This window comes from Achromobacter maghribensis, assembly GCF_057334215.1.
This window is the reverse complement of the sequence record NZ_JBHFII010000020.1, coordinates 81,960-94,706: the sequence shown is the minus strand read 5'-3', so window position 1 is coordinate 94,706 and position 12,747 is coordinate 81,960. Positions and strand designations below refer to the sequence as shown.

The following is a 12,747-nucleotide window of genomic DNA, read 5'->3' as shown; positions in this document are numbered from 1 at the left end:
GGGCGCCTCATGCCGCCATCTTGTCGCACAGGTCGGCGCATTCCTTACACGTGCGCGCACAATCTTCCATTCCGTCGAGGCCCTCGCAGCTGCGGGCGCAGTCGCGGCACAGGACGGCGCATGCGCCGCAGACCGCTTTATGGTTTTCTACCCCAGCCAGCATGACATGGGCGGCCGTCCGGCATAACTCGGCGCATGCCATCATCAGACGGAAGTGGGTGGGTTCCACATGCCTTCCGCCAGCTTCCAGGCAGTGCCCCATCGCAGTTTGCATGCACCGCCGGTAGCAGGCGATGCAACTGTCGACACAACGATCCAATTCTTTCGACGCAGGTTTCATGACGACTCCTTACGGGTGATGGGTGGTCATGCGCCACAGCACATTCCGTGCCCGTCGCGCGGGGCGGCGTGGCCGTTTCCGCATGTCTTTTCCGGCATGCGGTTTGCGAGCTTTCTTTCTTCGGGGGCTTTCGATACAGGAGGATCCTGGCATGTATACGCACATTCAACTGGGCGCTCGAGATTGGCCGCGGCTTGTGGCGTTCTATGACGTGGTCCTGCGGCCGCTTGGCCTGACGCGTTGCAACGGCGTCGATGACGCCGGCCCCGCCGGTGTCATATGGCGTTGCGGGGATCGGCGCTGGCCGTCGTTCGTCGTGGCGCCGCCGTTCAATGGATTGCCGGCGACGTGGGGCAATGGCAGCCAGGTCAGTTTTCAAGCGGAAACCTGCGCGGCGGTGCGGGAATGCTGGAGCAGGGCGCTGGAGCTGGGCGGTGTCGATGAGGGGCCACCTGGCCTGCGCCCCCGCTATGCGCCGGACTTTTTCGCGGCCTATTGTCGGGACCCAGAGGGCAATAAGCTTGCCTTTGTGTGTTCGGTCGCAATCGAATAGCAGCGGGATGCGGTCCGGGAACGCCATTTGCTCAGTGCAGTTGCGTCCAGCAGATCAGGGCGCGGACCATAACGATACAGAGGCTTTTATGCTCCCGATACGCAAAGCGGTATTCCCCGTTGCTGGCCTGGGCACGCGGTTCCTGCCGGCCACGAAAGCCATGCCCAAAGAGATGTTGCCGATCGTCGACAAACCGCTCATCCAATACGCCGTCGAAGAGGCCGTGGCGGCCGGCGTCACTGAACTGGTTTTTGTGACGGGCCGGAACAAACGGGCGATAGAGGATCACTTCGACCGGGTTCCTGAACTGGAACTGGAACTGGAGTCGAAGAACAAGGTGGCATTGCTGGATACCGTGCGCAGCGTCATCCCTTCTCATGTCAAGTGCGTCTACACGCGCCAACCGGCCCCGCTGGGGTTGGGGCATGCCGTGCTATGCGCGGCGCCTATCGTGGGCGATGAACCGTTTGCCGTGCTGTTGGCGGACGACCTTATCGATGCGGATTCCCCCGTCATCGGCGAAATGATGAAGGTGGCAAAAGAGTTTCAAGGTAGCGTCCTGGCGGTTCAGCGCGTGCCGAAGGCCGCGACCCGCCAATATGGCATTGTGTCAGGCACCAAGGCGTCGGCCCATGTCATGCGGGTGTCCGGCATCGTCGAAAAACCGGATCCGGCCGACGCGCCTTCCGACATGGCGGTGGTCGGCCGCTATGTGTTGGACCCGGAAATATTCACCGTGTTGTCCAACACGCAGCCTGGCGTGGGGGGCGAGATCCAGTTGACGGACGCCATCGCCAGCCTGATGCGATCCAAGGCGGTATTCGGGTACGAATACGACGGCAAGCGCTATGACTGCGGCAGCAAGGAAGGGTTCTACCAGGCCACGATGGAAATCGGCAGGAAATACCACGGCCTGTCATGACCCGACCCTCCGCTCCAGAGCGCCGATATGCAAGCACCTTCTCGTGATTGGACAGGGGGGCCGGACGGCGCCCCTGTGCCGCCAAGCCGCCTGCTCGTGGTTTCGCCGCACTATGACGACGCCATTCTCAGTTGCGGCGGCTGGCTCTCGGTGTGTCCGGGCAGCACGGTCGTGACGGTATGCAGCGGGCTGGCGGACACGTCTGACCGACTGACGGACTGGGACCGGCGCTGCGGGTTTTCCAGTGCGGCGGAAGCGATGGCTCGGCGCCAGCAAGAGAACCAGAAGGCGCTGAGCATGATCGAATGCGCGGGCCTGGACCTGGGCTTGCTGGACAGCCAATACCGGGAGGCGCCCGACGAAGACCGGTCACTGATGACGGAAAGACTGTTTCACGCGGTGGCGAGCCTGGCTCCGGACGTCGTGGCGATTCCGCTGGGGCTCTTCCATGGCGATCACATGCGGGTGGGCGATGCGGGGCTGATGATCCGCGAAGCGACGCCCGGCGTCGCGTGGTTCGCCTATGAAGACGTTCCTTACCGGTCATACCCCGGCTTGGTGCAGGAACGGCTGGTTCAGTTGTACGCACGCGGCATCGCAGTCACCCCGCATCCGTATGCCGTGGATGCCGGTGCGAAGGCCCGGCTGATCTCGGCGTATGCGTCGCAGTTGAAGGGGCTGGGAAGATCCGCGCGCGAGCTTGCCGCCCAGGAATGCTATTGGCGCCTGTCGGCGCTGCGGTAGGCAAGGTATGGCCAACGCGCAGCGGTCCTCAGCCGGGCGGGTGTCTATCGTCGTGCTGACCTATAACCGGTGCGAAGAGGTTTGCCGCACGCTGGCCCGTATCGACGCGTTGCCGGGGAACCCCGCCCTGATCGTGGTGGACAACGGCAGTAGCGATGGCACGGCGCTGCGCATCAAACAGGATTTTCCCCGGGCAAGGCTGGTTGAGACCGCCGCCAACCTGGGCGCCGCCGGCCGGAACCGGGGTGTCGCCGAAGTCGCGACACCCTATGTCGCGTTCTGCGATGACGATACGTGCTGGATGCCGGGGGCGCTGGAACAGGCGGCCGGGATCCTGGACGCGCACGAAGACATCGCGGTGTTGAATGCCCGGATCTGGGTGGGGGAGGACGCCCGGCCGGATCCTGCCTGCCTGGCGATGGAGGCCAGTCCGTTGCCCCACGTGCCCGGGGTCGGGCCGGAATTGACGGGCTTCATGGCCGGCGCCTGCGTGATGAGGACAAGCGCATTCCGACGGGCGGGGGGATACCTGCCCCCTTTTTTTATCGGTGGGGAAGAAGAGTTGCTGGCGCTGGACATCCTGGCGCAGGGCGGCCGCATCGTCTATGCGCCCGCCGTGCAAACCCGGCATTGGCCGTCCGCATCCCGGGACGCGCCGCTGCGCCGGCGCCTGTTGGCGCGCAACGCGCTATGGACGGCATGGCTGCGCCTGCCACCACGGATGGCGATGGCGCGCAGCCTGCACGTGTTGTCGGCCTTGCCAGGATGGAAAGCCCGCATAGGCGCGTGCCGGGACGCGCTGCAGGGCTGGAGGCGGGTCGCAGGGCATAGACGCGTCCTTGACGCCGCGCTTTGCCGCAAGCTCGCCGCCGTGTGGCGGGCCGGGGACGGACGGCGGCCCCAGGAATAGTCCTTGCTCCTCCCGTGATTTCGGCCTTGCCGCAATTCTGGAGGGACTTGTCATGCAACCTACGCCCTTTGCCGCGTACTGGGAGCGCGACGCCGCGATCGAAGCCGTTGCGCTCGCGCGGCCGATGCTGGACGCCGCACTGTCCAACACGCGTGTCGGTGAAAGCGGTTTTCTTCACGTCGTGATCATGAACCCGTTGGCGAAACCGGGGGAATGCGATTTCGCCAATGCCATTCTCTACGAAGAGAGCATCGGAGATCCCGAGGGTTGGGATGCGGACTACGGCGCTTTTGCGCGCGGCAAGGCGCGCCTGAGCTGGCGCACGGGCCTGTCCAGCCACGACGTCCTGGCGCTCAAGCCCCATCTGCTGCATGCCAAGGACTTGCCGGTGTGGGGCAGCGTCTGGATCGACGGGATCGTGGTCGCGGTCAGCGGCGCCAACCCCTGGTACGACGAAGCCTTCGCAGCGGCGGTCGCGTCCTTGTTCAAGGCCGTCGTCCAGGCGCGACGCGACGCCTTCTCCGGGAGGCCTACATCATGAGCGACGCAGACAACGCCACGGCGGAGTTTTCCCGTCGCGAGGTCAATCGAACTATCTTTCGGGCGCTGTGGAAGTACCGCGGCCGTACTGCCGCGGCCGTGGCGCTGCTGGTGGCGGCCAAGTTGCTGATGGTCCTGGTGCCTGCCGTCCTCAAGAACATCGTCGATACGCTCAGCGCGCCCGGCGCGTTGACCCTGCCCGTCTTCTTGCTGCTGGGTTATGCGGTTATCCGCTTTGGGGGCAGCGTATTCACCGAACTGCGCGATGTGGTGTTCGTGCAGGTGGCGCAGCGCACCGTCGCGGAATTCACGGTAAGCGTATTCGACCGGTTGCAGCGGCTGGGGGCGCGCTTTCACGGCTCCCGGCAGACCGGTGGCCTGGCCCGTGATGTAGAACGCGGCACGGCCGGCGTCGGGTTTCTGCTGGGCACCGGCCTTTTCACGCTGCTGCCCACGCTGGTGGAGATCGTCTCGGTCGTGCTGATCCTGGTGCTGGGATACAGCCCGTGGTTCGCGCTGATCGTCACGGTCACGTTCGTGGCGTACTTTGCCTATACGACCATCCTGGTGCGCAAACGGGTGGTGTATCAGCGGCGGTTGAACGAACTGGATTCCCGGGCCAGCGGGCAGATGGTCGACAGCCTGCTCAATATCGACGCGATCAAGCTCAATACCAACGAAACACTGGAAGCGGACCGATTGTCGCGGGTGCTTGAGGACTGGACCCATGTGGGCATCAGGAACCAGCGGTCGCTGTCGCGCCTGCACGTAGGCCAGAGTGGAATCATTGCGTGCGGGGTGGCCGCGGTGATGCTGCTGGCTGGCCAGCAGGTGGTGGCCAGAACCATGACGGTGGGCGACCTGGTCCTGGTCAACGCATACATCATTCAGATCTGCCTGCCCTTGAATACGCTTGGCCTGATTTTCCGTCAAGCGAAAGAGGCATTCATCAATGCCGAGCGTGTGTGCGGCCTGCTGCGCCATCCTCCGGAAACCGGCGACGATCCCGCCCTGCCGGCGTTGGAGCCCGGCGCGGGCGAGATTCGCTTTGAATCCGTGGGATTCGGCTACGAGCCCGGCCGCCAGGTGCTGTGGGACGTCGATTTGACCGTGCCGGCCGGGACCACGTTGGCGGTGGTGGGCGGCAGCGGCTCCGGCAAGTCGACGCTGGCGCGCCTGCTGTTGCGCTTCTATGACCCCGATTCGGGTCGCATCCTGGTCAACGGCCAGAACCTGCGGGCCGTCAATGTGCGCAGTGTCCGCCGTTCCGTGGGCATCGTGCCGCAGGACACGCTGCTGTTCAACGAGACCATTGCCTACAACATCGCCTATAGCAAGCCGGAGGCGACCCGTGACCAGATCGTCCAGGCCGCGCGCGGCGCGCGGGTCCACGAATTCATCGAGAGCCTGCCCGGCGGCTACGACACGCGCGTGGGCGAACGAGGCGTCAAGCTATCGGGTGGCGAGCGCCAGCGCATCGCGATTGCGCGGGCGATCCTCAAAGACCCCTCCATCCTGGTGTTCGACGAGGCGACCTCGGCGTTGGACACGCGCACGGAACGCGCGATCCAGGCCGAACTTGAAAGACTTTCACGCGGGCGGACGACGCTGATCATTGCGCATCGGCTGTCCACCATCGTGCATGCACACAACATACTGGTGTTGGACCGGGGCCGCGTGGTCGAGCAGGGCTCGCATGAGGACCTCTTGGCAAAAAACGGCATGTACGCGCAGATGTGGGCCTTGCAACGGCAGCAATCCGCGCTGGAGGAGGCGCGCGGCCGTGACACGCGCCAGCCGGTCAATCTGGTGGCGGTAGTGGCCGGGGCGTTGGACGCATCGCGCGAACTGGCCCAGGACAAGGGCGTGAACCTCTACACCTTGATTGGCAACGAAGCCGCCCGCATTACTGGCGACCCCAGCGCCTTGCAGCAATTGGTGTGGGATCTTTGCCTGCACGCGATCGCAGTCACGCCGCCGGGCGGGCGCATCGAAATCCGGCTGCAGCGGGAAGGCCCCTTGACGCGCCTTGCCGTGACGGACGGCCGACTGGCCGGGGCCGTCGAGCCGGTCAGTCCGGAAGCTGACGATACGCTGAATATTCCCGATGTGTTGCGCGCCGCGGCGGCGGTCGACCCCGCCCAACTCGCCGCGCAAGCGCAACGTCAGGGCGGCGTGTTCCACAGCGCCGCAGCGTCATCGGGAGGGCGCTGCTATTCCGTCGATTTCCCCGTCAGAGCGGTGGAACCCACGCCACTGCGCCCGGATGTGAAGCTGCCCGACCTGCGCGGGGCGTCGATCATGTTGATCGATGACCAGGCAGAGGCGCGGGACATGGTCGCCGAGATTCTCAAGGCGAACGACGCCAGCGTGACGCAGTACGCGGGGGGGAATGAAGCGCTGGCGGCGCTTGCCGCCGCGCCCGCGGAGCAATGGCCCCAGGTGTTGATCTGCGATCTGTCGCTGGGCGACATCGACGGATACGAGGTGGTGGCGCGGATCCGAGCCATGGAGGCGGAGCGGGGCGCGGGGCTGGCACACAGGCTGCCGGCGATCGCGCTGTCCGGGCACGCCAGTCCGGAGTACCGGCTGCGCAGTCTGCTGGCCGGGTTCCAGGTTCACCTGGCCAAGCCCGCGGACCCCAACGAGATTGTCGCCACCATCGGCGCGCTGTTGCCCGTGGCCCGCCCATGACAGGCGTTGTGTCACCGGCCCTGTTCCGGCACTTCTTACCCGCCCTTGTAAGAAGTGCCGGGCAAGAAGCGGGTGATACGCAAGCCCCTCGACGCCAGGTGTTTTGGGCCGTCGTCGGCACACCACTTGCTTCTGGATCAGGCGAGTTCGCAAGCGCTGGAGATCCGCACCGGAATTGCTGCAAACCGCATCCAAGGAGAGGCACCATGATCCGTGACCCACGCTATTTTGGCAGAGACGACGATGACGATTTCAACCGCGATCCTGGGGGGCCCGCGTCACGCGATGATCTCTATCCGCAGGCCCAGCAACGCGGCCGAGGCTCGGGGCGTGACGGGCCGTGGAGTCCGGGCCGGGAGGATACGTCGCCGAGGCATTCCGGCGACCAGGAACCCTGGCGGGATCCCGCGCCGTCCTTTGGTTATCAAGGGGAAGGAACGCGCCGAGCACCGGGCACGCGTGAAACACGAGGCGGCGTGCGGAGCCGCAGCGCCGATCCCGGGCAAAGCAGCTACGGCGGATTCAGAAACCAGGACCCGTCGTATCAGCGCGAACAGGTATATGGCTCGCGCAACCCGACTTACGGCGGCCCGACTTCCTACGGTGATGAAGAAGGCGGCTACTACGGCGATCGGCCGCAATGGGCGGACGAGCCCGAGGCCTCGTTCGAAACCGCCGAGCGCGGCGGCTACAACCGCGGCCCCACTGCCTGGCGAGACCGGGGTTCGCGGCGCACGGACCCCAAGGGCTACACGCGTTCAGATGAACGCGTGCGCGAGAACGTTTGTGAATATCTGGCGCACAGCGGCCTGGACGTCAGCGACGTATCGGTCAACGTGACGGATGGCCGCGTGACCCTTGAAGGCACGGTCCGCGATCGCCGCACCAAGCATCGCATTGAAGATTGCGCGGACGCCTGCGCGGGTGTGCAAGACGTCGATAACCGGATCCGCGTTGCGGGAGCCGGAGAAAAAGGGGGCACGTCGTTCGGCGACACCGCAATCGGAGGCGGCCGTGAATGACGCCGGCCGACTGGAATCAAGCGCCGATCGGCACAACGGAGTGGCACCATGAAAAAGATAGCCATCATCAGTGAACATGCCTCGCCCCTGGCCCTCGCGGGCAGCGTGGATAGCGGCGGGCAGAACGTATATGTCGCCCATGTGGCCCGGGAATTGGCACGGGCCGGCGTGCAGGTGGACGTCTTCACCCGCAAGGACGACCCCGAGCTTGAAATGGAACACCGCTGGATGAACGGCGTGCGCGTGATTCATGTCCCGGCGGGGCCGCAGCGTTTTTTGCCCAAGGAAGACATGTTGCCGTACATGGATGAATTCTCTGCGTTCCTGTCGCGGTATATCGGCCGGCAAGCGGCGGATTACGACGTTATCCATGCCAATTTCTTCATGTCGGCGATGGCGGCGCTGCCGCCCGCGCAGCGGTACGGCATTCCTTTGGCCGTGACCTTTCATGCGCTGGGGAAGGTGCGCCGGCAATATCAGCAGGAAGCGGACCGTTTTCCGGATAGCCGCTTCGACATCGAGGACGACATCACCCGGCAGGCGGACCGCATCATCGCGGAATGTCCGCAGGACCGCAAAGACCTGATCGATTTGTACGGCGCCGACCCGCGTCGCATCGAGATCGTGCCCTGCGGCTACGACTCGGCGGAAATGGTGCCCGTTCCCGCCGCAGCGGCGCGGATGGCGTTGGGTTGGGACGACAACGCCTTCACGCTGTTGCAGCTAGGCAGGATGGTGCCGCGCAAGGGCGTCGACAACGTGATCCGCGCCTTGTCGCGGCTGCGCCAACGGCATGGTATCGACGCGCGGCTGTGCGTCGTCGGTGGCAATACCGATGACGCCGATCCGGCCGCCACGCCGGAAATCGGCCGCTTGCGGCGCATCGCCGAAGAAGAGGGCGTGGCCGAGTGGGTCGATTTCGCGGGCCGTCGCCGCCGCGAAGAATTGGCCATGTACTACAGCGCCAGCGATGTCTTCGTCACCACGCCGTGGTACGAGCCGTTCGGCATCACCCCTGTCGAGGCGATGGCCTGCGGGCGACCGGTGGTGGGCTCGGACACGGGCGGCATACGCAGCACGGTCGTGCATGGCAAAACGGGCTTTCTCGTGCCGCCCAAGGATCCCGACAGCCTGGCGGATCGGCTGGCGCAACTGGCGGTCGACTCGTCGCTGCGCGAGCGCATGGGCGAGGCTGGCAGGTTGCGGGCCCGGCGCCTGTACACCTGGAAGCGGGTGGGTCAGGACCTTCTGTCCGTTTACGGACGCATGGCGGCCGGCGTGCCGTTGAGCGATCGCGCGGCAACGCGGATCGCGGCCTAAGGAGCAATTCATGGATGAATGCGAAAGCTTGCAAGGCAAGGTTGTGCTGGTCACCGGCGGCGGCAGCGGGTTAGGCGCCGCTCTTTGCGAAATGCTGGCCGCCGAAGGCGCGCGCGTCGTGGTTACCGATATCGATGAGCAACGCGCCCAAGGGGTCGCCAGCAAGCTCAAGGAATCGGGGGCCGACGTCATGGTGTGCGTGATGGATGTGGGCGTGGTGGCGGATGTGGCGGAGGGCCTGGACGCAGTCGTCCAACGCTTCGGCGCGCTGGACGCCATCGTCAACAGCGCGGGCATCGATGTCACCGCGCCGATCGATCAGCTGGATGCCGACGTCTGGGAGCGCGTGTTGCGCACGAACCTGACCGGCCCATTCCTGATGGCGAAGCTGGGCAAGAGCCGCCTGAGCCCGGGCGGACACATCGTCAACGTGGCCTCGACGGCCGCCCGGCGGGCATGGCCGAACGCCAGCGCTTATCACGCCAGCAAGTGGGGCCTGATGGGTCTGTCGCATGCGCTGCACGCCGAGCTGCGAGGCGCCGGGCTGAAGGTCAGCGCCGTCATTGCCGGGGGGATGCGCACGCCGTTCCTGCTGGATCGGTTTCCCGATATCGATACCGACACCTTGCAGGACCCGGCCAATGTCGCGCGGGCAGTACGGTTCGTGCTGACGCAGCCTGCCGACACCGTGGTGCCCGAAGTGATGGTCCTGCCGATGAAGGAGACGTCATGGCCCTGAGGGCAGCCGTGTTTTTGGACAAGGACGGCACCGTGCTGGTCGATGACCCCTACAACGTCGATCCGGGCCGTATGGCCTACGCGCCGATGGCGTTCGCGGCGCTTTCGCGCCTGGGTGCGACGGGCGTGTGCCTGGTGGTGATCAGCAACCAGTCCGGCGTGGCAAGGGGCCTGTTCGCCGCGGACGCGCTGCATGACGTCCAGGTGAAACTGGCCGCCATGTTCCGAGCGGCAGGGGCCCGGTTGGATGGGTTTTACTGGTGCCCGCACCACCCCGACGGCGTGGTCGAAGACTATGCCGTTGACTGCGACTGCCGCAAGCCCAAGCCGGGCCTGCTGTTGCGCGCCGCGCAGGAATTGGACCTTGACCTGAAAGATTCCTGGTTCGTCGGCGACATCCTGGACGACGTCGAGGCGGGCAACCGGGCGGGATGCCGCAGCATCCTGCTGGACGTCGGCAATGAAACGGAATGGCGCACCGGCCCCGGCCGAGAGCCGTTCTGCCGCGCGCCCGACCTGGACGCTGCTGCCCGCATCATCATCGGGCATCAGGCCGCGCATTCGGCGCAAGGAGCATGACCATGGTGCCGGATTGGCAAGATTGCGCTCATGTTCTATGTGTCCGTCTGGACAACATGGGCGACGTGCTGATGTGCACGCCGGCCTTTCGGGCGCTGCGTCAGTCCGGCGCACGCCGTTTGTCGTTGTTGACCTCGCCGGCGGGCGCCGCGGTGGCGCCGTTCATCCCCGAAGTCGACAGTACCTTGTCCTACGATGCTGCGTGGGTCAAGAATGGCTCGGCGGGACGTGGCGAGGATATTGCCGCGATCGGCCGGTTGCGCGCCTTGCGGCCGGACGCCGCCGTGATTTTCACGACGTACAGTCAAAGTCCGCTGCCCGCCGCGCTGTTGTGCCACCTGGCCGGCGTTCCCCGGGTGCTTGCGCATTGCCGTGAAAACCCCTACCGGCTGATTACGGACTGGGTTCGTGAAACCGAGCCCGCGCAGGGCGTGCGCCACGAAGTCCAACGCCAGCTGGATCTGGTGGCGACCATCGGCGCGCGTAGCGACGAGGTGGGCATGTCGTTCCAGGTCAGGGACGTCGATCGGCTGTCACTGCGCGACAAGTTGCATCGCGAAGGGGTCTGCGAGGCCGAGGGATGGATCTGCGTGCATGCGGGCGCAACCGCGCCTTCCCGGCGCTATCCGGCGCATCAGCTGGTGGAGGCGCTGGTGGAGTTGCGTGGCGATGGCCGCCGCATCCTGCTTTTGGGCGGCCATGAAACCGAATCGCTGGCATCGGCCCTGAGCGAAGCGCGCTGCCTGTTGCCCGGCCTGATCGACCTGTCCGGCCGCTTGACGCTGGGCGAACTGGCGGCCGCGTTGGAACACGCCGCCGTGGTGATCTGCAACAACAGCGGGCCCGCGCATATCGCCGCGGCGCTGCGCGTTCCGGTCGTGGACCTGTACGCCCTGACGAACCCCCAGCACACCCCATGGCACACGCCATCGCGGGTGCTGAATCACGATGTGCCCTGCAAGTACTGCTATCGAAGCGTCTGCCCCGAGGGCCATCAATCCTGCCTGGCCGGTGTCGAGCCCAAGCGCGTCGCGATGGCGGCGCGTGAATTGATGAGCCTGACCCGCCAGCAGCAATCCGGCCCGCGGGCCGCCAAGGAGAGCGTTCCATGTACACACTAGGCATCAATGCGGCCTATCACGACTGTGCCGCCACGCTCGTGCATGATGGCGTCGTCGTGGCAGCGGCCGAGGAAGAGCGCTTTACCCGTGTCAAGCACGGCAAGCGACCGGTTCCGTTCACGACGTGGCAATTGCCGTACTACGCCATCGACTATTGCCTGTCCGTAGCGGACATCCGCCTGCGGGACGTTGACCACATCGTCTATTCCTATGACCCGGCGTTGCTGGCCGAAGGGCGTCCGCATCCGTCGGATATCCAGCTGCCGCTTGAGCCGTCCCGCGCGGGCACGGGCGCGGGCGGCGGATCCCCGTGGGATCCACTCTTCCTTTCGTACCTGGTGAATGCCCCGCGTCAATTGCTGGACGGCGCCCCGCACCACCTGAAGTCGCCGCGTTTCGATGACCTGACGCTGGCCCACATCATGGACCGGTGGATCTATCTGGACCATCACCTGTCGCATGAAAGCAGCGCGTTCCTGGCTGCGCCCTGCGAAGAATGCGCCGTGTTGACCATGGACGGACGGGGCGAACGGACCACTACAAGCTTCGGCCATTTCTCCAAAGGCGAGTATGCACGCATCAAGCAGATCGACCTGCCGCATTCGCTGGGCTTACTGTACGAGACCGTCACGAGCTATCTGGGCTTTCTTCATTCTTCCGACGAATACAAGGTGATGGCGCTGGCGTCGTTCGGGACGCCCGAGTATCGGAATGAATTCCGTGAAATCCTGCGCCTGGAAGAAGAGGGCGGCTATTCGTTGCAACCGGCCCGGCTGGAAGAGCGCTTCGGCCCGGCGCGGCAGCGCGGCGCCCCCTTCGAAGACCGCCACAAGAACATCGCCAGTTCCTTGCAATACGTGTTGGAAGAAACGGTGCTGCACATGGCGCAATGGCTGCACGAAAAAACCGGTGCTCGCAATCTTTGCATGGCGGGCGGCGTGGCGTTGAACTGCGTGATGAATGCGCGCATTGTCCGCGACGGCCCGTTCGACAGCGTATGGGTGCAGCCTGCCGCCGGCGACGCGGGCACGTCATTGGGCGCGGCTCTCTACGTCGACTATCACCGCCGCGGCGGCAAGCGCGCGTGGTCGATGGAACACGCCTATCTTGGGCCGTCGTATTCGGATGATGAGATCGAGCGGTTCCTGTACAAGTCGCGGTTGGACTTCCGGCGGCTTGACGATGTGGCGGGCGAGGCCGCCGCGCTGCTGGCGCAGGACAAGATCCTGGGCTGGTTCCAGGGGCGCATGGAGTTTGGCGGGGG

General features: G+C 65.3%; 13 protein-coding genes. 12 read left to right on the top strand and 1 reads right to left on the bottom strand.

Annotated elements, in window-relative coordinates; translation table 11 throughout:
• Window positions 1-7: 7 nt before the first annotated feature.
• Entirely contained in the window at window positions 8-340 is a 333-nt protein-coding gene (locus ACE039_RS08795) for a four-helix bundle copper-binding protein (RefSeq protein ID WP_485811342.1), read from the bottom strand.
• Window positions 341-368: 28 nt separating this feature from the next.
• Between ACE039_RS08795 and ACE039_RS08790 the strand changes: the two genes are divergently transcribed.
• The 12 genes from ACE039_RS08790 to ACE039_RS08735 all read left to right on the top strand — a co-directional run.
• The gene (locus tag ACE039_RS08790; RefSeq protein ID WP_485822140.1) at window positions 369-893 is read left to right on the top strand and encodes a VOC family protein; all 525 of its coding nucleotides are present in this window, start codon (window positions 369-371) and stop codon (window positions 891-893) included.
• Between the two features lie 88 nt (window positions 894-981).
• Window positions 982-1,815 carry a UTP--glucose-1-phosphate uridylyltransferase GalU gene (gene galU / locus ACE039_RS08785; RefSeq protein ID WP_448712761.1) on the top strand — a complete coding sequence of 278 codons (834 nt, stop codon included), beginning with the start codon at window positions 982-984 and terminating at the stop codon, window positions 1,813-1,815.
• Window positions 1,816-1,842: 27 nt separating this feature from the next.
• The gene (locus tag ACE039_RS08780; protein ID WP_485822139.1) at window positions 1,843-2,559 is read left to right on the top strand and encodes a PIG-L deacetylase family protein; all 717 of its coding nucleotides are present in this window, start codon (window positions 1,843-1,845) and stop codon (window positions 2,557-2,559) included.
• A gap of 40 nt (window positions 2,560-2,599) precedes the next feature.
• Window positions 2,600-3,469, top strand: a complete 870-nt coding sequence (locus ACE039_RS08775) for a glycosyltransferase family 2 protein (protein ID WP_485822138.1) — start codon at window positions 2,600-2,602, stop codon at window positions 3,467-3,469.
• A 52-nt stretch (window positions 3,470-3,521) separates the two neighbouring features.
• Window positions 3,522-4,010: a hypothetical protein gene (locus ACE039_RS08770; RefSeq protein ID WP_313465022.1), complete on the top strand. Its 489-nt coding sequence runs from the start codon at window positions 3,522-3,524 to the stop codon at window positions 4,008-4,010.
• Window positions 4,007-6,703, top strand: coding sequence for an ATP-binding cassette domain-containing protein (locus tag ACE039_RS08765; RefSeq protein WP_448712755.1), 2,697 nt, complete (start codon window positions 4,007-4,009; stop codon window positions 6,701-6,703). Before ACE039_RS08770 ends, ACE039_RS08765 begins: the two co-directional genes overlap by 4 nt.
• Before the next feature lie 476 nt (window positions 6,704-7,179).
• Window positions 7,180-7,725, top strand: coding sequence for a BON domain-containing protein (locus ACE039_RS08760; RefSeq protein ID WP_313461793.1), 546 nt, complete (start codon window positions 7,180-7,182; stop codon window positions 7,723-7,725).
• A gap of 48 nt (window positions 7,726-7,773) precedes the next feature.
• Entirely contained in the window at window positions 7,774-9,045 is a 1,272-nt protein-coding gene (locus ACE039_RS08755) for a glycosyltransferase family 4 protein (RefSeq protein WP_485822137.1), read from the top strand.
• Between the two features lie 10 nt (window positions 9,046-9,055).
• Window positions 9,056-9,784 (top strand): SDR family oxidoreductase, encoded by a 729-nt coding sequence (locus ACE039_RS08750; RefSeq protein WP_313461796.1) that lies wholly within the window; start codon window positions 9,056-9,058, stop codon window positions 9,782-9,784.
• On the top strand, window positions 9,775-10,362 hold the full coding sequence (locus ACE039_RS08745) for a D-glycero-alpha-D-manno-heptose-1,7-bisphosphate 7-phosphatase (RefSeq protein ID WP_448712748.1): 588 nt from the start codon (window positions 9,775-9,777) through the stop codon (window positions 10,360-10,362). Before ACE039_RS08750 ends, ACE039_RS08745 begins: the two co-directional genes overlap by 10 nt.
• Window positions 10,359-11,483 (top strand): glycosyltransferase family 9 protein, encoded by a 1,125-nt coding sequence (locus ACE039_RS08740; RefSeq protein WP_485822136.1) that lies wholly within the window; start codon window positions 10,359-10,361, stop codon window positions 11,481-11,483. Before ACE039_RS08745 ends, ACE039_RS08740 begins: the two co-directional genes overlap by 4 nt.
• Window positions 11,471-12,747 (top strand): carbamoyltransferase family protein (locus tag ACE039_RS08735; protein WP_485822135.1); only part of this gene is annotated, 1,277 nt, incomplete at its 3' end. The genes ACE039_RS08740 and ACE039_RS08735, both read left to right, overlap by 13 nt.